Source organism: Mesorhizobium sp. WSM4906 (assembly GCF_029674625.1).
GTDB lineage: Bacteria > Pseudomonadota > Alphaproteobacteria > Rhizobiales > Rhizobiaceae > Mesorhizobium.
In genome coordinates, this window is the sequence record NZ_CP121355.1 from 3188157 (window position 1) to 3207878 (window position 19722).

At 61.4% G+C, this 19722-nt stretch carries 21 protein-coding genes and 1 pseudogene; 2 read left to right on the forward strand and 20 right to left on the reverse strand.

Features of this window, described 5'->3' with window-relative positions:
* Positions 1-87 precede the first annotated feature (87 nt).
* The 12 genes and pseudogenes from fixJ to QAZ22_RS15295 all read right to left on the reverse strand — a co-directional run bounded on the left by fixJ (position 88) and on the right by QAZ22_RS15295 (position 12106).
* Entirely contained in the window at positions 88-711 is a 624-nt protein-coding gene (gene fixJ, locus QAZ22_RS15240; RefSeq protein ID WP_278207603.1) for a response regulator FixJ, read from the reverse strand.
* Positions 701-2128, reverse strand: a complete 1428-nt coding sequence (locus QAZ22_RS15245) for a PAS domain S-box protein (RefSeq protein WP_278207604.1) — start codon at positions 2126-2128, stop codon at positions 701-703. Before QAZ22_RS15245 ends, fixJ begins: the two co-directional genes overlap by 11 nt.
* Positions 2129-2933: 805 nt before the next feature.
* Positions 2934-3170 carry a hypothetical protein gene (locus tag QAZ22_RS15250; protein ID WP_278207605.1) on the reverse strand — a complete coding sequence of 79 codons (237 nt, stop codon included), beginning with the start codon at positions 3168-3170 and terminating at the stop codon, positions 2934-2936.
* Between the two features lie 419 nt (positions 3171-3589).
* Positions 3590-4615, reverse strand: a pseudogene (gene adhP / locus QAZ22_RS15255) (alcohol dehydrogenase AdhP).
* 451 nt (positions 4616-5066) lie between these two features.
* Entirely contained in the window at positions 5067-6209 is a 1143-nt protein-coding gene (gene pqqE, locus QAZ22_RS15260; RefSeq protein ID WP_278207606.1) for a pyrroloquinoline quinone biosynthesis protein PqqE, read from the reverse strand.
* Entirely contained in the window at positions 6206-6502 is a 297-nt protein-coding gene (gene pqqD / locus QAZ22_RS15265; protein WP_278207608.1) for a pyrroloquinoline quinone biosynthesis peptide chaperone PqqD, read from the reverse strand. The genes pqqE and pqqD overlap by 4 nt, the downstream gene beginning before the upstream one ends.
* Positions 6502-7257, reverse strand: coding sequence for a pyrroloquinoline-quinone synthase PqqC (gene pqqC / locus QAZ22_RS15270; RefSeq protein ID WP_278207609.1), 756 nt, complete (start codon positions 7255-7257; stop codon positions 6502-6504). The genes pqqD and pqqC overlap by 1 nt, the downstream gene beginning before the upstream one ends.
* A complete protein-coding gene (gene pqqB, locus QAZ22_RS15275) occupies positions 7254-8192 on the reverse strand; it encodes a pyrroloquinoline quinone biosynthesis protein PqqB (protein ID WP_278207611.1) in 939 nt (312 codons plus the stop codon). The genes pqqC and pqqB overlap by 4 nt, the downstream gene beginning before the upstream one ends.
* 153 nt (positions 8193-8345) lie before the next feature.
* Positions 8346-8483 carry a hypothetical protein gene (locus QAZ22_RS15280; RefSeq protein WP_278207612.1) on the reverse strand — a complete coding sequence of 46 codons (138 nt, stop codon included), beginning with the start codon at positions 8481-8483 and terminating at the stop codon, positions 8346-8348.
* A gap of 166 nt (positions 8484-8649) precedes the next feature.
* A complete protein-coding gene (locus QAZ22_RS15285; protein WP_278207613.1) occupies positions 8650-9519 on the reverse strand; it encodes a substrate-binding domain-containing protein in 870 nt (289 codons plus the stop codon).
* A gap of 1 nt (position 9520) precedes the next feature.
* A complete protein-coding gene (locus QAZ22_RS15290; RefSeq protein ID WP_278207614.1) occupies positions 9521-10045 on the reverse strand; it encodes a c-type cytochrome, methanol metabolism-related in 525 nt (174 codons plus the stop codon).
* A 159-nt stretch (positions 10046-10204) separates the two neighbouring features.
* Positions 10205-12106 (reverse strand): methanol/ethanol family PQQ-dependent dehydrogenase, encoded by a 1902-nt coding sequence (locus QAZ22_RS15295; RefSeq protein WP_347566946.1) that lies wholly within the window; start codon positions 12104-12106, stop codon positions 10205-10207.
* Positions 12107-12799: 693 nt separating this feature from the next.
* On the opposite strand from QAZ22_RS15295, the gene QAZ22_RS15300 reads away from it, so the two are divergent.
* Positions 12800-13153, forward strand: a complete 354-nt coding sequence (locus QAZ22_RS15300) for a hypothetical protein (RefSeq protein WP_278207616.1) — start codon at positions 12800-12802, stop codon at positions 13151-13153.
* Between the two features lie 140 nt (positions 13154-13293).
* Here QAZ22_RS15300 and QAZ22_RS15305 read toward each other — a convergent pair whose 3' ends face one another.
* From QAZ22_RS15305 to QAZ22_RS15320, 4 genes are all read right to left on the reverse strand, one after another.
* Entirely contained in the window at positions 13294-14034 is a 741-nt protein-coding gene (locus tag QAZ22_RS15305; RefSeq protein WP_278207854.1) for an ATP-binding cassette domain-containing protein, read from the reverse strand.
* Positions 14003-14749: an ABC transporter permease gene (locus QAZ22_RS15310; protein WP_278207855.1), complete on the reverse strand. Its 747-nt coding sequence runs from the start codon at positions 14747-14749 to the stop codon at positions 14003-14005. Before QAZ22_RS15310 ends, QAZ22_RS15305 begins: the two co-directional genes overlap by 32 nt.
* 77 nt (positions 14750-14826) lie before the next feature.
* A complete protein-coding gene (locus QAZ22_RS15315) occupies positions 14827-15816 on the reverse strand; it encodes an ABC transporter substrate-binding protein (RefSeq protein WP_278207617.1) in 990 nt (329 codons plus the stop codon).
* 25 nt (positions 15817-15841) lie between these two features.
* Entirely contained in the window at positions 15842-16051 is a 210-nt protein-coding gene (locus tag QAZ22_RS15320) for a hypothetical protein (protein WP_278207618.1), read from the reverse strand.
* Positions 16052-16317: 266 nt separating this feature from the next.
* Between QAZ22_RS15320 and QAZ22_RS15325 the strand changes: the two genes are divergently transcribed.
* Positions 16318-16698, forward strand: a complete 381-nt coding sequence (locus tag QAZ22_RS15325) for a cytochrome c family protein (RefSeq protein WP_278077214.1) — start codon at positions 16318-16320, stop codon at positions 16696-16698.
* Between the two features lie 113 nt (positions 16699-16811).
* On the opposite strand, the gene gph is transcribed toward QAZ22_RS15325, so the two are convergent.
* Genes gph through cbbX form a run of 4 tightly spaced genes read right to left on the reverse strand, consistent with a single transcriptional unit; the run spans position 16812 to position 19710 of the window.
* Positions 16812-17513, reverse strand: coding sequence for a phosphoglycolate phosphatase (gene gph / locus QAZ22_RS15330; protein WP_278207620.1), 702 nt, complete (start codon positions 17511-17513; stop codon positions 16812-16814).
* A complete protein-coding gene (locus QAZ22_RS15335) occupies positions 17510-18067 on the reverse strand; it encodes a thioredoxin family protein (protein ID WP_278207622.1) in 558 nt (185 codons plus the stop codon). Before QAZ22_RS15335 ends, gph begins: the two co-directional genes overlap by 4 nt.
* 21 nt (positions 18068-18088) lie before the next feature.
* Positions 18089-18775 carry a ribulose-phosphate 3-epimerase gene (gene rpe / locus QAZ22_RS15340; protein WP_278207623.1) on the reverse strand — a complete coding sequence of 229 codons (687 nt, stop codon included), beginning with the start codon at positions 18773-18775 and terminating at the stop codon, positions 18089-18091.
* Positions 18772-19710, reverse strand: a complete 939-nt coding sequence (cbbX, locus tag QAZ22_RS15345; RefSeq protein WP_278207625.1) for a CbbX protein — start codon at positions 19708-19710, stop codon at positions 18772-18774. The genes rpe and cbbX overlap by 4 nt, the downstream gene beginning before the upstream one ends.
* Between the last annotated feature and the right edge of the window lie 12 nt (positions 19711-19722).

Below are 19722 nucleotides of genomic sequence, written 5' to 3' on the forward strand. Positions count from 1 at the left end.
GCCGTTACCAGAGACACTTCGCTTTGACCTGAGGCAAAAACAGCGAAACGGCCTGCAGATGTCGCCGATCTTGGGAAGATGGCACTGCTATGAGCGCTCGTTCAGCACGCTCGGGATCAGTGCCATACCCACGAGTTCGGACAGATTCGAAGCCTGCATCTTGGTCATCACATGTGCCCGGTAAATCTCGAGGGTCCGCGAGCTGACTTTCAAATCGTGCGCGATCGTTTTGTTCGAATATCCGGCTATAAGGCCTTCGAGCACCTGCCGTTCAATATTGGACAGATGGGCAAGCCTACCCTGAACGTCCAGACATTTGGCTTCCTGCGTCGCGTCTCGCTCATGCTGGCTGAACGCAGACCGAACCGCAGCCAATACTGCCTCGTCGTCGAAGGGCTTCTCCAGGAAATCGACCGCACCTGCCTCCAGAGCTGTCCTCGCCAGCGCGATATCGCCGTGGCCCGTAATGATGATGACCGGCAAGTCGATGCGGAAGCTTTTTACTCGCCGGAGCAGCTCAAGCCCGTCGATTTCCGGCATTCGCAGGTCGGTGACGATGCATCCCCGTTCGGCGCATTCGATGTTCGCCAAAAAGGCAACGGCCGTTTCGTAGCTGCGCACCGAGAGTTGGGCCGTGCCAAGCAGAAAAGCGAGCGACTTGCGCACTGCCTCGTCGTCGTCGACGATATGGACGACGCTGTCAGTGGGCATCGGTGGCCTCCTCCTTCGTCACCGCAGGCAATGTAAAGCGAAACGTCGTTCCGCCGCCTGGACGCGGCTTGGCTTCGATCTGCCCGCCATGCGCCTCGACAATTGTGCGAGAGATCGAAAGGCCCACTCCCATCCCGCGCGGCTTGGTGGTGGCGAATGGTTGAAACAGTCTCGCCGCCATTTCCTCCGAAATGCCCGAACCAGTATCATCGACCTGCACGACAATCATCATGTCATCTGCAGGCTTCGAGCGAACGGTCAGAGTCCGCTCACTTGATTCCTCCATGGCCTCGATGGCGTTTCGGATCAGGTTGACCAGGACCTGTTGAACTTGAACCTTGTCGGCCAGGACAAGATCGGCACGGGGGTCAAAGTCGAACGTCACGCGCAAGCCCTTGTCCTTGGTGCCGACAAGCGCAAGCGCGGATGCTTCCTCGACGAGCTTGGCAATGTGTTCGACTTGTCTTTCGCTCTCCCTGCGACCGACGAAATCGCGCATGCGCCGAATGATCTGACCGGCCCGCAGCGCCTGATCGGCCGCGCTGTCCATCGCGTCTCGAAGCATCGCCAGCCGCTCGCCGGTGCTGTCGTCGAGCAGGCGGCGTGAGCCTTTCAGATAGTTGGCTATGGCCGCCAACGGCTGGTTGAGTTCATGAGCGATCGCCGATGCCATCCCGCCCATCTCAGTTAGGCGTGACACGTGGGCGAGTTCAGACTGCAGCTCCTGAAGTCGTGCTTCGGTCTCCTGCCGCTCCGTCAGGTCACGGATGAACCCGGTGAAAAATCGCTGGCTCGCCGACCATATCTCTCCGACGGCCAGTTCGATTGGGAACGTCGAGCCATCTTTGCGTCGCGCTGCAGCCACACGGCCAATTCCGATAATGCGCTGCTCTCCGGTGTCGCGGTAGCGCTTGACGTAACCATCATGTTCCTCTCGATAAGGCGAGGGCATCAGCAGCGTCACATTGTTCCCGATCATCTCGGCCGCGGTGTAGCCGAACATCCGCTCGGCGGTCGCGCTGAAGGACTGGATGATGCCGTGCCCGTTGATCACGATCGTGGCTTCGGGAACTATGTCAATGATCGATTGGAGATGGGCCTCCCGCGTCAAGGCCAGAATGCGCGCCTGCCGCAGCCGTTCACCGATCCAGGCCGTCCCGACCCCGATCAATACAAAGACAGCGCCATTGGCGACCTCCGTCCAACCGACTGCCCTGTAATTGGCAATGAAAAAGAAAACGAGGGGAACGCTCAAGCCGGTGGCCAGAACGCCAGGACCGAAGCCGCCCGCCCCAGCCGCGAGCAGCACGGCGGGCAGGAAGAAGAGGTAAGGAGCTTGATCCTTGAGAACCGATGCCAAGACAAATCTTGCGGCGAAGGCGACCGCGACCGCCGCCAGGGCGATGGCATAGCGCAAAGCCGCTTCTCGTCCTGAGTTCGACCGATTCCGAACCGGCACGCCATTCGATCCCACGGGTGAGTTGACCGGAGAGCCTTCCTACCGCAAGCAGTCGCGACTGAACGTTGATCTGAAGCAAATTTCTCAAGCGAAGCCGATTGGTACGATAATTATCTTGTTGCGGAGAAGAAGGACTGAGATGCCCGCATGTCGTTTTCGCCGACATGCACCAACGCAAGTGCCTGCTGCTGCCCGGCCGGAACCCGTAGGAGACATACCTCGAAATTGGCTCTATGAGCGTTTTGACCGCGTACTGCGCTGTTGCGAGTCGACAGCAGAGCATTCACAGATCGGCACTATCGGGCGGGCCGATCGCTGCAGAGCTTTCCAGCCTGCGCAGGCGGCCACGCTGGTGATCGGTTCCGGTCTCATCCATTAGCCTTATCATCCAGAGTTTCCGAGACAGCCGTCGGTTAGACAGAATTCGAATAATCAAGCGTCTTGCGCAGGGCCTCGACCCTGCAAGGGACCATCCTGAAGTAGCGACCAATCCTTTCGGTCGAAAGGCCGAGGTCGACCAGTATGGCGATCGTGAGCTCGGGCCGAGGTCCCAAATCAGGGGACCTCCAATTGGAGCTCGCACACACTTTCTGACGATGTTCCCGCAACTGTCCGACCTCCGAATGCGCACTCACTGTGCATCTCCGCACTTCAATGCTTTCGCCGAACCAAGCGTCAACTCTCATATGGGTTACGAAATAGCCGCTGATCAGCCGCCATCATTGATGCGCGTCAAGGACCGGGCGATCTTCGCATCGCCTGGTCAAAAGCCGGTGACGATTGGTGGCGGCGAAAAGTTCTTGAAGCCAAGTCGCGGCTCGTCACAGCTTGGATCGAATTCGCCGAGTGGAACCGAGCGGTGGCATTGAGGCACGCTCGTATGTGAGTTGCTGGTGGTGCCAATAGAGCCAGTGGTCTGCGAGCACCCGGCAACCGTCACAAGTAAAATGATCGAGGCAACTAACTTTTTGCCCTTGAGAACCTGTTTTTCACTTGACATGGACACGCCCCTTTCCGACTTACAAAGCAATAGATTAGTCAATCATTTACCATAACCTGCTCACAAGATTCTTTGTCCCAGATCAAAACCACGGCCCGGCTTTGAAACACCGAGAGACGGCAGCGTCGCAGACGCACCGATGATCAGCGGCGGCTTGCACTTGCGGGTCATCAAGCTGATGGGTCATGACGGCGGTTGTCCCGGCCCGAGGACGAAACTTGCGTCCGAGGCAAAGCGGCACGACGCGGCCAAGCAACGGTTACCAGATCTCGGAGGAACGGCGGGCTTGGCGGCCACCGAGACGGGCACCGAAGGCTGCGGCGAAGGCACGGTGACGACAAAACATCTCGTCGAACACGCGCCGTTTGCGGACGTTTCGGGACGAGACGGCTTTCGCAGTCCTCGTTCCATGGCGACAACTATAGGGTCATCACCATGCGGCCATCGACCTTCCCGGCTCCGAGATCGTCGAAGATCGTGTTGATGTCCTCGAGCTTCGCTTTGTGAATGTGTGTCTTGACCTTGCCTTCGGATGCGAACTCAATGGCTTCGGCCAGATCCTTGCGCGTGCCGACGATGGACCCTCGGATCGTGATACGCTTCAGCACGACGTCGAAGATCGGTGTGCCAAACTCGCCGGACGGAAGACCGTTCAGGCTGATCGTGCCCTTGCGTCTGACCATCTGCAGCGCCTGTGAGAAGGCCGGCACCGAAACGGCGGTCACCAGCACGCCGTGAGCGCCGCCGCCGGTCGCCTTGACCACCTGCGCCGCCGCGTCGGGCGATTTCGCGTTGATGACAGCGTCAGCTCCAAGCTGGCGCGCCAGGGACAGTTTCTCGTCAGTCACATCGAGCGCGGCCACATGCAGACCCATTGCCTTGGCATATTGCACAGCGACGTGCCCGAGACCGCCGATCCCCGAGATGGCGATCCATTCGCCCGGCTTGGCTTCGGTCTCCTTGATGCCCTTGTAGGTGGTCACGCCAGCGCAGAGGATCGGCGCCATCTCGGCGAAATCGACATTCTTGGGAAATCGCGCCACGTACGGAGCGCTGCCGATGGCGTATTCGGCGAAGCTGCCATTCACCGTATAGCCGCTCATATGCTGGTGCTCGCACAGTGTTTCCCACCCGGTGCCGCAATATTCGCAGCAGCCGCACGCGTCGTGCAGTCAGGCGATGCCGACGGGATCACCTTCTTTAAGTCCGGTGACGCCTGGCCCCAAGGCGGCGACGATGCCGGCCCCTTCATGGCCCGGGATGAATGGAGGCGTTGGCTTGACCGGCCAATCTCCGCTCGCCGCATGAAGATCTGTGTGACAGACGCCGCTGGCAATGATCTTGACCAGGACTTCTCCCGGCCCCGGCTCGGGGATCGGCACTTCCTCGATCGTCAGCGGCTTGCCGAATGCGTGGACCACCGCGGCCTTCATTGTCTTTGCCATAATCGATCTCCTTTGAATTCGTCGATCGCACAATAGAAGCGCCGGACCGCACGGCTTTGATGCAGGTCAACGCCGTCGCCGGCGTCGCCAGATCAAGGCCGGAAGGGTTTCTGGGCTGGTCAGTCGGCGACCGAACTTTCGTGCCGCTTGTCCCACGACAACAGTCTCGGACAAGGCCCGGTGGACATCAGGCAAAGGCGGAAGAGATCGGCAGCCGGCAGATCCTTTTGCCGCAAGCGGCGAAAACCGCATTGGCGATGGCCGCTGCCGTAGGCACCGATCCCGGTTCCCCGACGCCGGTCGAGGCTACCTCCGGATCGCCCACGAAGGCGACGTCGATGGTCTCAGGGGCATCATCGAATGTGGCGATCGGATAGTCCCGCCAGGACGATGACGTGACGACGCCGTCCCTTACCTTAAGCTCCTCCAGCAGGGTCGGCGTGAACTTGCATTACAAGGAGCGCGCAGCGTGCCTTTCGTTGTCGGGTCGGGTTGCGGCGCCGATCCGCCGGAAGATGAAACGTTCCGCGCCGTTTCTCTCCGGCGCTGCCCCTGCCAGCGCGGCGTCGGTCATGTGCTTGTGGATCGGCGACTTGATGCACGCCGGATCCGTAGCCGCGGCATCACCGGCAATCGCCATCGCCTGACACCTGCAGCCGCCCCAGTCGACCTCGCGACGCTCGCAGCTTCGGCACGGCTCCTGCATCCACTCGGTGCCGCGGAAAGCATTGAATGCTGGTGAATCGGTCCAGATTTCGGCAAGCGTGCGCTCTCCGAAGCGCTCGAAGCGAAGCGAAGGAATCGTCTGCGCGGCATGACACGGCAGCACCGTGCCGTCTGGGGCCACCATGAACGCATCGCGCGCCCAGCCGCCCATGCATGGCTTGGGGTAGATGGCAAAATAGTCAGGCGGGACGAAATCGATGTTGATGACGCCGGCCAGCTGTTCCTGCGCCGCCGCGACGGTGTCGGCCTGCCGGTCGACCGCGGCGCGTTCGGGCATCAGCGCATTGCGATTGGCCAGCGCCCAGCCGGCATACTGCACGTTGGCGATCTCAAGCCGCTCCGCGCCCAGCGAAAGGGCCAGATCGATGAATTCCGGCACTTCCTCGATGTTGTGGCGATGGATCGGCGCATTGATGGTCAGCGGCAGCCCGGCCGCGCGGGCGCGGCGTGCCGTCTCCAGCTTCTCTTCATGGCTGCCGACATGATTGCCGATACGGTCGGTGGTCGCTGGGCGGGCACCCTGAAAGCTAAGTTGCAGGTGGTCGAGACCGGCTTCGGCAAAGGCCTCGATGCGGCCATCGGCAATGTTGATGCCGGCGGTGATGAGGTTGGTGTAGACACCGCGCGCCGAAAGTCCGGCGATCAATTGCTCGAGGTCGCGGCGCAGCGTCGGCTCGCCGCCGGACAGATGCACCTGCAGAACGCCGAGATCGGCGGCCTGCGAGAAGAGATCGAGCCAGGTCGGTGTGTCGAGTTCGCGATTGGCCTTCAGCAATTCAAGCGGGTTGGAGCAATAAGGGCACTGCAGCGGGCAGCGATGCGTCAGTTCCGCCAGCATGCCGATCGGAGGGAGAACGGCCTCGCTCATAGCCTCACCAGCAGCTTGTCCGACCATTCCTGCAGGAAGGCGATGACGTCGGCTGCCACGGCCTCCAGATCGGCGTCATAGTCGGAGGCAAGGTGGGCGATGATGTGGCCGACGGTGGATCGCCCATCGCAGCGGCGCAGTATGTCGAGGCTGATCTCGTTCGGCCAGAATACCTTCTCTGGCGAAAGCACGGCGAAGGCCTGCCGCACGGGGTCGTACTGTATGCGCACATGCTTCGGCAGCGACGGCGTCGACTGCAACGACACCAGGGCTCTTTCGCGCAGAACCATCATCAGACCGACTCCGGGCGAAAGGCGCCGGGGGGTATGTTTCCCGGCGCGCCATAGGCATGTTGAAGCGCGTCGAGCATGGCCCAGAGTACATCGCATTTGAACACCAGCGCATCGATCGCCCGCTGCTGGCGTTCCGCCGTATCGGCGTGGCCGAGCACATACGCGAGGGCGAAGTCGGCATCGCGCGACGCCTGCTCGGGCCGGCGGCTGAAATAGGCCAGCGTATCCTCGGTGACGTAGTCGTATTTGGCCAACATCGCCGGCACCCGTTCGCCGATGATGCGCGGCGAGAACATCTCGGTCAGCGAAGACGCGACCGCCTCGAGCAGCGTCCGGTTCGTGCAGAAGGAAAGGTAGGCGCCGACGGCGAAACGGGTCGCCGGCAGTGCCAGCCTTTCGCTCTTGACGGCTTCGGCATCGAGCCCGAGCGAGGTTGCCAGATGCAGCCAGCGCGCGATGCCGCCGCTCCAGCCGTCCTCGCCGTCGTGGTCCTCGATGCGTTTGCGCCAGGCAGCGCGAAACGCGGGATCCTCGGCACGTGCCAGGATCATGGCGTCCTTGCGCGGAATGACGGCCTGGTAGCAATAGCGGTTCAGCGCCCAGGCCTGCATTTCGCCCTTCGACAGGTCGCCACCGGTCATTCTGTGATGGAAAGGATGACGATTGTGATAGCGCTCGTCACCGACCCGCCGCAGCACGGCCTCGAGCTCGCTCTTGGACAGGCCACCTGCGGCCGCATCGCGGAAATCGCTCAAAATTCCATCTCCATCCCATCGCCGGCGACTTCCCAGCCAGCGGCCTTGACCGCCGCGTGTTCGGCGGAATTCTCGTCGAGAACCGGATTGGTGTTGTTGATATGGACGAAGATGCGGCGGCCGATCCTCAAATCGGCCAAGCCGGCAATCGAACCCGCTTGTCCGGACATCGCGATGTGCCCCATGCGCGCACCGGTTTTCTGGCCGACGCGGGCAACGATCATCTCGTCGTCCGTGTAGACGGTGCCGTCGAACAGCAGGCATTCGGCATCGCATACACGAGCGCGCAGGGAGGCATCTATGCGCGCGCAGCCGGGGATGTAGAAGACAGCGCCGCGGCTGCCGGCCCCGGTGATGCGGACTCCGATCGTGTCGCCCGTGTCGGAGCTGAAATCGGCGCTGGGATCGCCTCCTTGCTCGAGATAGAGCGCGATCTTTCCGGTCACGGGAAAGGCGTCGACGACCACACCGGTCTCGCGGCCGTCCGCATCGCGGATCGCCAGTTCCTCCGTTCGCGCCAGGAGGCGCCGCGGCACGATCGCCGGATCGAGAACATTGAAAATCGAATTCGCCGCCAGCGTCGCCAGCACCTGCGCCGTTGCATAGATTGCGAAAGGCTGTCGTTCGCGCAGGCTGAGCAGGCCGGCGATATGGTCCACGTCGGCGTTAGTCAGCACCACCGCGCGGATAGGCGTCGAACGCAGCGGCGCGTCGGTTGCGGGCTGCAATTCAGGCGTCTGCGCAATCTGCTGGCGAATGTCGGGCGACGCGTTGAAGAGAACCCAGCCTGCCCCGTCCGCCGATGCGGCAATGCATGATTGGGTTCGTGAATGCACGCCGGGCATCCCGGCGCGAGCCGCACGGCTCAGGCGATAGTTGCAGTTCCATTGCGGAAAGCCGCCTCCCGCCGCCGATCCGATGATCTTCACGCGCATGACGATGCCTGCTCCGCGGCCCATTTGACCGGCAGCAAATTCACGATGGTAAACGGCTTCGCGCCCGCGTTTCCCACGGCAAAGCCCGTCGCGAGGACCTCACGCGGCAAGGGGGTGCATGCCCCTGTTGGCAGGGACATGCACCTTTGCGGCCTACTTCCTGGGAGGAATTTCAGCAGGCAGATACCGCGAAATTTCGAAGCCCGCAGCAACCTGGCACATGGTCGGTTTCTTCCAGCTCTTCTTCTTCATGGCATTCTCCTCTTCTGCCAGCCCGAAGGGGCCGGTCATGTCGTTTGCGCCATTGCGGGCAATGCAATGGCTCGTCCATCACCTCACAAATGGACAAATGAAACAATGGGTTCTCAAACAATCAAAAGCAAATGAGCAAAGCACGATTGTCTATCTCAAAGATCGTTCCTTCTCTCCATCACCTGTCCAGCTTCACACCTATATGTCACCCTGGCGCCGCGGTGATCGCGTTGTCATGCTCGTCGATCAGCGGCACGTTGTAGTCGAGCAGGAGCTTGTTGATCTCCGCCTGGTTTTCTCGGATCACCTTGTTGAGCGTACGCTTCCATTCCTGATCGGATGGACGTACCCCCATGGTGATGCGGTAGGACATGCGCGAGCCGGTCTTTTCCTTGACCAATGGAACGATCGCAACATTCGCATTGAGTTGCTTGGCATAGTAGCCCGCCATCGGCCCCCACAAGATCGCCGCGTCGATCTTGCCGGCAAGCATGTCCTTGATTACGACCTCTCCCATCGACGGGGTGACGCGCGTGTCGACGGACAACGGGTAGATTTTAGCCGTTCGCAGGAGTTTGTTGGCGGCCATGTTGGCAGTCGGCGGCGTGCGTTCGACGACGCCAATCCTCTTGCCGGTGAGTTTCGGATCCTCGATCGTCTCGACACCTTCGAGGTCGTCGCCCTTCGGATGCACGAGAACATAGGAGGAGCGATAGTATGCATTGGTGTTCTGCACCAGCTCATCGCCCTGAGCATAGCCCATGATGACGTCGCATCGGTTGGCGGCAAGCGTGTTGCGCACGAAGCCTATGACGGTCGGAAACCATGTGTAGGCGACCGACTTCCTTCCCGTCTTGCGGGCAACCAGCTCGGCCAGCTTGTTTTCGAAACCTTGGCCGTTCTGGTCGGTGAACGGCATGTTCGAAGGATCGGCGCAGACGCGCAGCGTATCGGGATCGACCAGTTCGCCCGCTGCCCCGAGGCCCGCGCCTTGCGCCTGGGCGTTCGACGGGGACATGGCGAGCGCGCCGAGGATCAGCAAGACAACGCGTTTCGATGCGTCACCGCCGGTCATGTCATCCACCCATGCAGGATTTTTCGGCATCCTTCGCCGCTTGAGCCTTGTCTTCGTGCTTGGGCGGCCTTCCGCGGGGTGCCGCGCCATCGGCGCGGGCACGCAGATAGACGTAGAGATCGTCCAGGTAGCAATAGACGTTCTTGTTGTCGCCGAAGGCCGGCATGACGTTTTCCTTGCCGTTGGCGGTATTCTTGCGGCCCTGGGCGACGATCGAGAGAAAAGTGGGGTAGTCGATGTTTTTCAGGCTGTTCGCCAGGGCCGGCGCGTAGCTCGAACCTGTTCCGTCCTGTCCGTGGCAGACATGGCAGTCCGAGTGATAGCGGCGATAACCGCTGAACGTGTACCAATCCACGGTTCCGTTTCCGATCTTGTAGGTTGGATTTCCATCCGCGTCCAAATACTTGCCGCCTTCTTCCTTCACCGCCTTGGCTTTGTCTGCGCTGTCCTCAGCCTGCGCCGGACCTGAGCCGGCCGGAGGCAGAAGAGCCAGGGCGAGAACGGAAATTGCAATGCGAACAAACATTCAGACGCTTCCTTCTTTTGCCAAGGACAAAGGGTTGCCGCCGCGCCGCGGCGTTGATCGATGTTTCGGGTGCGCGGCAAATCGAGAGCCCGGAAATACCTCCGGGCAACCGGGCTCTCGTATTTTCAGGTCTTCGGTCCCTAAGGCCGTTTCCGGATATCAGTCCGGAAGACCGAAGACGGTCAGCTGGCCGCCCAGCGTCGTGTAGTCGGCAAGTGCTGCGTAACCACCGACTGCTCCCAGACCGGCGGTTCCAACGACCGCGGCCTGATCGCCTTGCGCGCGGCCCTGATCGACGGCGCCATGCCAGGCAGCGGCGTTGTCGGGTGACAGCAACCCGCCGGCGAGGCCGATGCCGGCCCATCCACCGACGCCGGAGAGAACGGCGATGTACTGCTTGCCGTCATGCTCGAAGGGCGTGACGTTGCCGATGATGCCGGACGGAGTCTTGAACTTGTAAAGTTCCTTGCCCTTCTCATCGACCGCCTTGATGTAGCCTTCGAGCGTTCCGTAGAAGATGACGTCACCGGCGGTCGCCAGTGCGCCCGACCACACCGAGAACTGCTCGGGCTTCGACCAGACGATCTCGCCCTTGGCAGCATCCCAGGCGATGAAGTTGCCCATATTGCCGTCACCGCCAGGCGCGGGATACATCGACACCGTGGCGCCCACATAAGGCTGGCCGGCCGTGTAGCTCACCTTATATGGCTCGTAGTCCATGCACACATGGTTGGTCGGCACATAGAACAGGCCGGTCTTCGGCGAGTAGGCGGCCGGCTGCTGGTCCTTGGTTCCAAGTGCTGCTGGGCAGATGCCCGTCGAGTTGGTGTCCTCGCCGTTCTGCTGGGTCGAATATTTCGCCACGACCTGCGGGCGGCCATATTCCTTGCTCTTGGGGTCCATGTTGACTTCCGTCGCCCAGTTCACCGCCGGATCGTACTTCTTGGCGACGAGAAGTTCGCCGGTAGCGCGATCCATGGTGTAGGCGAAGCCGTTGCGATCGAAATGCACCAGCACGTCATGCTTCTTGCCTTTGACCTCCATGCCGTCGACGAGGATCATCTCGTTGATGCCGTCAAAGTCCCATTCGTCATGCGGGGTCATCTGGTAGACCCATTTGGCCATGCCGGTGTCGGCATCGCGGGCAAAGATGGTCATCGACCAGCGATTGTCTCCGGGGCGCTGGACCGGGTTCCATGTCGAGGGATTGCCGGTGCCATAGTAGACGAGGTTCAGCTTCGGATCATAGGAATACCATCCCCAGGTCGTGCCGCCTCCGGTCTTCCACTGCTCGCCTTCCCAGGTGTTCGTGCCGGAGTCCTTCCCCACCGGCTTGCCAAGCTGGGTGGTCTTCTCGGGATCGATCAGGGTGTCTGCATCCGGACCTTCCGAATAGGCCTTCCAGGCGAGCTTGCCATCTTTCAGATTGTAGGCGGCCAACCAGCCGCGGACGCCGAATTCCGCGCCGGAGACGCCGACGAGAACCTTGTCCTTGACGACCACGGGCGCCGACGTCCCGGATTCACCCTTTCCGCCGTTCGTGTTTTCGCCGTTCTTGACCGACCACACGACCTTGCCGGTCTTGGCATCGAGCGCAACGACGGTGGTGTCGGCCTGGTTGAGAATGATCTTGCCGTCTCCGTAGGCGACGCCGCGATTGACCGTGTCGCAGCACATGATCGGAATGACGTTCGTGTCTTGCTTGGGCTCGTACTTCCAGAGGATCTTTCCGTCCTTGTTGAGATCGAGAGCGTAGACGGTGTTCGGGAAGGGCGCGTGAACATACATCACATCGCCGATGATCAGCGGTCCACCCTCATGGCCGCGCAGCACGCCGGTCGAGAAGGTCCACTTGACCTGCAGGTTCTTCACGTTCTCCTTCGTGATCTGCTTGAGCTTGGAATAGCGGGTGTTGGCGTAGTCACCCGTCTGCATCACCCAGTCTTTCGGGTTTTCGGCCATCTTCGCGAGCTCTTCGTTGGCTGACGCCGCATAGAGCGCGCCGAACGACAGTAGCGCCGAGGCCGTTACAATGTAGGTAGCTTGCGTAAGTGCGCGCATCAATATCCTCCCAGGTTAACGACGAGAATCGATTGTTAAACCCACAAGGGGCAATCCAAGCGATTCATTTGGGAAGTATTTCCGGCAGCGTGTCACGACCTAAACCAACCAGTAGAGGCACATTTCTGCCCTCCACCCATTCAGCCTAGCCTGTACCCGCCCAATTGGCCTACGAAAGACTGCCGCCGCTCCCTTGTTACGGCGACGTCCTTGAAGCCGGAAACAAGGTAAGGCTATGTCATCGCAAAATGCCAGGCAAGGAAAAACCCCTGTGGACATGTTGCATTGCGTCATCAGTTTGCTGCAATGCAATATAAAGAAGAATGGTAAAAAATAAACCCGGCAACAGGCCGCCGAACGGCTTTAGCCATGTCATGCTATATATAAAATTTTCACCTTTCCATATTCACGATATGATATGATTGAACTTTATTTCAGCATATTTTACTGAATTTGTTGGCATGGCCATCATTGGTTGCCCGGTAGTGAGCGAGGGCCGAAAAGAAGCCAAGAAGATGGGTGCGGGGGCGGATCACGAGGCTGCCCTGAACCACTGTTGTCGGTGGGCAGGGCATTCCTCCTTTGGTCCTATACGGGGGCAATGAGAGGTTGACCGGGCTCGCGGCATGTCGCCAACTTGGCGCGACGATGATGGCTCGCTGCACGGCGCTCGGGCAACAGGAGGAATTTCTCATGGTCAGATATGTTGGATTTTCGATCCTGCCGCTCCTCTTTTCATCGACAATGGTCCTTGCAAACCCAGCAGGCGCCGCGGGGGACTACCCGACGGCGACGATCGTCGACTATGTGCTCGGCTGCATGCAGACGAATGGCCAGACACGTCAGGCGCTGGAGAGTTGTTCCTGCTCGATCGATGTCATCGCCTCGATCCTGCCTTACGACCATTATGAGAGGGCCGAGACCTTCAAGAGCATGTCTCTGACGACCGGCGAGAATGCAGGCCTGTTTCGCGAAAGCGCGCCGGCGAAAGCCGCGCGTACGGAGTTGAAGCGTGCGCAGGCGGAAGCCGACGTGCGTTGCTTCTAGAGCGGTTCACCGTTTCACGGAAACGGCAACCCGCTCTGTCTCTTTGTCCTGACGCAATTCCGGACGGAAAACCGTTTCCACTTTTCCTGGAATTGCTCTAACGCTTTGCCCTTCAAGGGAATTTCGCCCCCGCTGGGCGATCAGGTCACGCCCGGAAATTGCTGGTGGAACGACCGCAGAAGGTCGCTCGTCGCCTCTGGGCCGCGGTGCTGCCGGGGCAGCGCTACGTCGAAAATGCCGAGCACATGCGCGGGCCGCGGCGCGAGCACGATGATGCGATCCGACAGCTTCAGGGCCTCGGTCAGGTTGTGCGTCACCATCAGGGCGGTTGTAGGCCGGGCCGACCATACCGCAAGAAGCAGCTGCCGGAGCTGCTCGGCGGTCCGCCCGTCGAGCGAGACGAAGGGCTCGTCAAGGAAAAGCACCGCCGGCTCGGTGGCGAAGGCCCTCGCGATTGCTGCCCTTCGCGCAAGGCCGAGCGAAAGCTCCGCCGGATAGAGCGAGCGCATACCGGCGAGACCGAGAGTGTCAAACAGCCCGTCGAGATTTTTCATTCGTAGGTCTTTCGGCAGCGCCAGCCTGACATTCTGCTCCACCGTCCGCCAGGGCAGCAGGGTGGGCTCCTGGAACACGGCGGCTATGCGGTTCGAGCTGCCTTCAGGCAGCTGGAAGGACCCGGAAAACTGCTTGTCGAGCCCAAGCAGAATACGCAGCGTCGTGGTCTTGCCGCAGCCCGATGGTCCGAGCAGGCAAGCGAATTCGCCTTGCCGGACCTCGAAGGAAAGATCTTTAAGCGCCGTGACCGAGACGCCCTGCGCGGATCTGAAGGTCTTTTCGGCGATGTCGACCCTAAGCGGGGCGACGGCGCCAACGGGTTGCATGTCGTTCAACGGGCTGCACCAGAAGAAGTTCGACGACGAGCATCACCGCCACGAAAGCCAGCGTGTAGGCCAGAATGGCAGCGACGTCGAAAAGCTGGAAATAGAGATAGATCTGGAAGCCCACACCGTTGGAGCGGCCGAGCAGTTCGACCACTAGAACGATCTTCCAGATGAGCGCGATGCCGGAACGCGAGGCGGCGGCCAGATAGGGCTGCAGTTGCGGCAGCAGGATATGGCGAACGCGGTCGAGGGGACCGAAGCGGTAGACGGTCGCCATTTCGGCGTAACTCGGGTCCAGCGCCCTGGCGCCCTCGCGCATGGTCACCACGACATTCGGGATCTTGTTCACGGCAACCGCGCCTATCGCGGCCACCTCGTTGAGGCCGAACCAGATGTAGGCGAGCACGATGATCACCAGCGCGGGAATATTGAGGAACAGGATCACCCAGGGATTGAAGAACCGGTCCGCGCCGCGGTAGCTGCCGAGGAGAATACCGATCACCGATCCGACAATCATCGCAACGACATATGCCGCGGCAACCCGGCCGAGGGTTGCGCCGAGATGGTAGAAAAGCTCGCCGCTCGCCGCCTCTCTCAGCAATACCTGCCAGACCTGTCCAGGCCCTGGAAGGGCTCGGCTCGGCCAGGCGTTCGCCGCCAGGCCCCACAGCAGGCAAAGCCCGAGCAGAGAGAATATCACTGTCAGCGCGGGCATCAGCGCCTCTGCGGGGCCGGAACGGCTGGAAATGCCAGCCGTATCGCCAGGCTTGCGATCGCCGTCGTCTCTTGCGGTCATTTCGTGGGCTCCTGCCAGAACGTGCCCGGCGCCATGTCCGGCGCGCTGCCGACCAGCTTTTCGCCGCCGATCCCGGCCAGCACACGATAGAGCCTGCCGGCGTCGGCCGCTTCCTCGGCGACCGGCCGCCTGGGGATGCCCTCGCGATAGCGGTCGCGCAGCTTTGCCAGTTCCTTGCCATCCGCGCGGACAATCGGCGCGAGGCGCAGCCATTCCTCGTCGGACCTTGCCAGCAGATCCTTGGCCTGCGCGGAAGCCTTGAGGAAGCCGCGGACGGCCTGCGGATTGTCGTTCGCCCATTTGTCGTGGAACACATAGCCGAGCGCGGACACCGGGCCCGCGGCGCCGAGCGCCTTTTCCGCATCATCGGCGCCGATCAGCCGGCGAAAGCCGTTGGCCTCGAGCCGGGCGCAAAAATGCCAGAAATTGAGCAGCGCATCGAGTTCGCCCTGAATTGCTTTTTCCGAAATCAGCGGCGGCGCGCCAAAGACGACATCGCTGATCGCTTGCAGGTCGAGGCCGTGATCGCGCCTGGCCAGCGCCTGTATCAGCAGCCAGCTCTTGTCGAGGGCCCCGCCGGCGACGCCGATCTTCTTTCCCTTGAGGTCGGCGATCGTGCGCATCGGCGATGCGTCCTTCACCATGATCGCCCCGACGGCCGTCGAATAGGGGGCCAACGTGACGTCGCCGCCGGCCGAGCGCTGGCGCGAGACCCACAGCCAATCGGTCACGATCATGTCGATCGCGCCGGCCAGTATGGCGACATTGGTCGCATCCTCGCCGGCGAAATAGATCACTTCCAGATCGATCCCGTTGGCCGCGTCGAACTTGTGCTCTTTCAGCGTACCAAGCTCCCAGCTCACCGTGCCGAATTTCAGCACGCCGATGCGAATCTTGGACACGGCGGAGGCGGCAATGGCGTGCGAGCCAAGAAACGCTGCAGTCCCGAGAGCCGTCAAACGGAGCGTTTCCCGCCGCGAAATCATGGTGTTTCCTCCCGGGATTGGCCGGTCAGATCGCCCGGTCCTTCGTCGGGAAAGCGCATTTCCAGCGCCTGATCTTGAAGGTCGGGTGATCCTGCGACCATTTCGCGATCTCGCTGGGTGCCAGGATCATGCATTGGAACAGGGAGCCACGGCTCTCGAAATAGAGATGCTCATCCCTGCAATTGCCGGGATTGGCGCTCAGGCAAACCGTCAATATGAGGTCGACCATATTCATGCTGCACCTCTTGCGCGCATAGACGCCCGCTCTGGCGAAATCCTGCCCGCCCCATTGCCTGGGAAAATATCAGCCTGGACAAACGCAGCCTGACCGGGTTCCCGAGGTGCCCATGAGAATCCGGAATGACCTGAAGCTACGCGTTCACCCTGAGGCCGTCAACAAAGGCGAAAGGACAGTCGGTGTGGACCTTCGTATGGTTGACTTCGTCAGGGCAATGGCATGCAAATCATCCGGGGCGTCTTGACGATCAATGAGGAAATGCCATGCGCGCTATCGCATTTTTCGCCGTCGTATTCTTAGCGACTTTCATCACGAACCAATCCCAAGCGCAGGATGCCGCGGCGGGTGAGAAGGTCTTCATGAAATGCAAGGTCTGCCACGTTGCGGACAAGGACCAGAACAAGGTCGGTCCGTCATTGAACGGCGTCATCGGCCGTACGGCCGGCACGCATCCGGGGTTCAGCTATTCGCAGGCCATGATTGCGGCTGGAAAGTCCGGCGTGAAATGGGACGAGCCAACGCTGACGACCTATCTCCATGATCCAAAGGCCATGGTGAAAGGCACGAAGATGGCGTTTGCCGGCCTCAAGGACGACAAGGACGTAGCCAACGTCATCGCCTATCTCAAGCAGTTCTCGAAGTAACGGCCTTGCCGGCCGCTCGATTGCGATCGGCCGGCGACTGCCTCCACAATCGGCGCAGCCGGTATTGCATGTCGCCCAAATCGCGTTTTTGGGAGAATGACATGCGACGCGCTTCAGGCAGCGGCATGCAGCCTTCGCATCGCGGAGGGCAGATCGAGCAGGCTGTCGCAGACAAGGTCTGCGCCAAGCTCTTCGACTGGGGCCTGAGTGTAGCCGCCGCGCAGCAGAACGACGGGCATGCCGGCGGCGCGCGCGGCGCCGACGTCGCTGCCGCTGTCTCCCACCATCAGCGTGTCGGCGGGTTCGACCCCAAGCTGATCGAGCGCCAGCAACAGGGCATCGGGTGCCGGTTTCAGGCATGTCACCGCGTCTCCGCCGACGATCGCGCCGAGATATTCCGTCAAGTGGAAATGCAGCAGGATTTCGCGGGCCGCCAGTTGCGGCTTGTTGGTGACGACGCCCATGGCCATTCCGTTCAGGTGGAAGTGCGTGAGCACTTCCCTGACGCCGGGCATCAGCCTTGTCAGGCCGGTCAGATGTCTGCGGTAGATCGGCGCCATGGCGCGATTGACCTCGTCGAGCGCGCCGGCGAGAAGCGTGGCTCCGGAAGCCGCGAAAGCCCGCTCGACCAACTTCCTCACGCCGCCACCGATCATTGCCCTGACCTGATCCACGCGTAGCGGCGACAGGTCGCGGCCGGCCAGCAGCTCGTTGACGGCCGCCGCTATGTCGGGCGCCGAATCGATCAACGTGCCGTCAAGATCGAACAGGATCGCCCTCGGAGACCGAAACGGCCTGCTTGCGCCGACGTTCATGCGGCCTCCTTCCATTTGATCGAGCAGCCGATCGAAGCGATCTGGTCCAGCGGTCCGTCACCTGTTCGAGCGACCTGCTTCATCGCCTCGAACAGATCGCGCCTCAGGCCGGGCGGTCCGGCGTCCCGTCGCGATGCGTCCAGCCGGCCGCGATATTGCAGGGTCAACTCGCTGTTGAGGCCGAAGAAATCCGGGGTGCACACGGCGCCATAGGCGCGCGCCACCGCCTGCTGTTCGTCGTGCAGGTAGGGGAAGGTGAAAGCATTCGCCCTGGCGAATAGCTTCATGTTGTCGAAGGAATCGTCTGGATAGGTGCCGGCATCATTGGAGTTGATCGCGACAAAGCCCACCCCTTCGGCCTTGAGGTCGTTGGCGTCACGCACGATGCGCGAAATCACCGCCTTCACATAGGGGCAGTGGTTGCAGATGAAGGCGACGACCAGCCCGTTGGGGCCGGCTTGGCCGAAGATCGAATGCGATTTGCCGTCGGTGCCGGGCAAAACGGCATCGACGGCTTGCCAGCCGAAATCGCAAACAGGTGGGATCGCCGCCATGTCATCCTCCGACCAAGCAGTTCAAGCGGCTCGCCGGATCGCTCCGTCGGCCGCCTGTCTGATTGCGCCGATATTGGCGCGATAGGCCGCCTCGGTGCCGCCCTTGAAGACTGCGGAGCCGGCGACGAGCACATTGGCGCCGGCCGCGGTGACCAGGGGAGCCGTCTCGGGCGTGACGCCGCCGTCGATCTCGATGTCGATCGGACGTTGGCCGACGAGCGCCTTGACGCGCCTGACCTTGTCGATGACCGCCGGAATGAAGGCCTGGCCGCCGAAACCCGGATTGACCGTCATCAGAAGCACCAGATCGAGCCGGTCGAGAACATATTCGATGACGCTTTCCGGTGTCGACGGATTGAGCGACACGCCGGCCTTCTTGCCGAGGTTCCTGATCGCCTGCAGCGAACGGTCGAGATGCGGCCCGGCCTCGGCATGCACCGTAATGATGTCGCACCCGGCATCGGCGAAAGCCGCAAGATAGGGATCGGCCGGTGCGATCATCAGATGACAGTCGAAGACCTTGTCCGTTCGATCGCGGATCGTCCTGATCACCGGCGGGCCGAAGGTGATGTTGGGCACGAAATGCCCGTCCATCACGTCGAGGTGGATCCAGTCGGCGCCTGCCGCCGAGACGGCCTCGACCTCGTCGCCGAGGCGCGAAAAGTCGGATGACAGAACGGAAGGGGCGATGATGGTCTTTCCGGTCATTTGCTGTCTCCTTGCCCAGGATTTAGCGCGAACACCCGGCTGGCGGTGATGTCCTCAGCCGAGATCGTCGACAGTGCCTTCGCGTCGAGCGGTCCCTTGGCGCTCTCGAACAGGCGATTGGCCTGCCTCAGCCGTGCCCGGTCGAGCGCGTTGCGGATCGAGCGGGCATTGGCGAAATGCGGCTGCGAGCGGCGGCGTGCGATGTAGTCAGCCATTGCGGCGGTTGCCTTCGTGTCGAACAGGTAATTTTGCTGGTCGAGCATTTGTTCCGCGATCCTTAGAAGCTCGTCGTCGGAATAGTCGGGAAAGTCGATGTGGTGGGCGATGCGCGAGCGGAATCCCGGATTGCTTTCGAAGAAGCGATCCATGCGCTGCGCGTAGCCGGCAAGGATCACCACGAGATCGTCACGCTGGTTCTCCATCACCTGCAGCAGGATCTCGATCGCTTCCTGACCGTAATCGCGCTCGTTCTCGGGGCGATAGAGATAGTAGGCCTCGTCGATGAACAGCACTCCGCCCATCGCCTTCTTCAGGATCTCCTTGGTCTTGGGCGCGGTGTGGCCGATATACTGGCCGACCAGGTCATCGCGCGTCACCGAGACCAGATGGCCCTTGCGGATATAGCCCAGCCGATGCAGCAGGTCGGCCATGCGCAGCGCGACGGTCGTCTTGCCGGTGCCGGGGTTGCCGGTGAAGCTCATATGCAGCGTCGGCGTCTCGTGCGCGAGGCCCATGCGGCGGCGGGCCCGCTCGACCAGCAGGAGCGCCGCCGTTTCGCGGATGCGTCTCTTGACCGGGGCGAGACCGATCAGCTCGCGGTCGAGCTCGGCAAGAACGTCCTTGACGCCGGAAGTTTCGAATTCCTCACGCAGGTCGATCGCCGCCGGGACGGCTTTTTGAGGCACTTCCGTTTCGGCCAGGGCTGGCGCCGACATGGCATTCTCCTC

Excerpts from the sequence above, each read along its gene's own strand:
- QAZ22_RS15325 (WP_278077214.1), top strand. The coding sequence starts at position 16,318 with ATGCGCGCTATCGCATTTTTCGCCGTCGTATTCTTAGCGACTTTCATC.
- QAZ22_RS15250 (WP_278207605.1), bottom strand. The coding sequence starts at position 3,170 with ATGTCAAGTGAAAAACAGGTTCTCAAGGGCAAAAAGTTAGTTGCCTCG.
- QAZ22_RS15315 (WP_278207617.1), bottom strand. The coding sequence starts at position 15,816 with ATGATTTCGCGGCGGGAAACGCTCCGTTTGACGGCTCTCGGGACTGCA.
- pqqD (WP_278207608.1), bottom strand. The coding sequence starts at position 6,502 with ATGATGGTTCTGCGCGAAAGAGCCCTGGTGTCGTTGCAGTCGACGCCG.
- QAZ22_RS15285 (WP_278207613.1), bottom strand. The coding sequence starts at position 9,519 with ATGACCGGCGGTGACGCATCGAAACGCGTTGTCTTGCTGATCCTCGGC.
- pqqE (WP_278207606.1), bottom strand. The coding sequence starts at position 6,209 with ATGAGCGAGGCCGTTCTCCCTCCGATCGGCATGCTGGCGGAACTGACG.
- fixJ (WP_278207603.1), bottom strand. The coding sequence starts at position 711 with ATGCCCACTGACAGCGTCGTCCATATCGTCGACGACGACGAGGCAGTG.
- QAZ22_RS15290 (WP_278207614.1), bottom strand. The coding sequence starts at position 10,045 with ATGTTTGTTCGCATTGCAATTTCCGTTCTCGCCCTGGCTCTTCTGCCT.
- QAZ22_RS15295 (WP_347566946.1), bottom strand. The coding sequence starts at position 12,106 with ATGCGCGCACTTACGCAAGCTACCTACATTGTAACGGCCTCGGCGCTA.
- QAZ22_RS15305 (WP_278207854.1), bottom strand. The coding sequence starts at position 14,034 with ATGCAACCCGTTGGCGCCGTCGCCCCGCTTAGGGTCGACATCGCCGAA.
- QAZ22_RS15280 (WP_278207612.1), bottom strand. The coding sequence starts at position 8,483 with ATGACCGGCCCCTTCGGGCTGGCAGAAGAGGAGAATGCCATGAAGAAG.
- QAZ22_RS15320 (WP_278207618.1), bottom strand. The coding sequence starts at position 16,051 with ATGAATATGGTCGACCTCATATTGACGGTTTGCCTGAGCGCCAATCCC.
- rpe (WP_278207623.1), bottom strand. The coding sequence starts at position 18,775 with ATGACCGGAAAGACCATCATCGCCCCTTCCGTTCTGTCATCCGACTTT.
- QAZ22_RS15335 (WP_278207622.1), bottom strand. The coding sequence starts at position 18,067 with ATGGCGGCGATCCCACCTGTTTGCGATTTCGGCTGGCAAGCCGTCGAT.
- gph (WP_278207620.1), bottom strand. The coding sequence starts at position 17,513 with ATGAACGTCGGCGCAAGCAGGCCGTTTCGGTCTCCGAGGGCGATCCTG.
- QAZ22_RS15310 (WP_278207855.1), bottom strand. The coding sequence starts at position 14,749 with ATGCCCGCGCTGACAGTGATATTCTCTCTGCTCGGGCTTTGCCTGCTG.
- QAZ22_RS15300 (WP_278207616.1), top strand. The coding sequence starts at position 12,800 with ATGGTCAGATATGTTGGATTTTCGATCCTGCCGCTCCTCTTTTCATCG.
- pqqB (WP_278207611.1), bottom strand. The coding sequence starts at position 8,192 with ATGCGCGTGAAGATCATCGGATCGGCGGCGGGAGGCGGCTTTCCGCAA.
- cbbX (WP_278207625.1), bottom strand. The coding sequence starts at position 19,710 with ATGTCGGCGCCAGCCCTGGCCGAAACGGAAGTGCCTCAAAAAGCCGTC.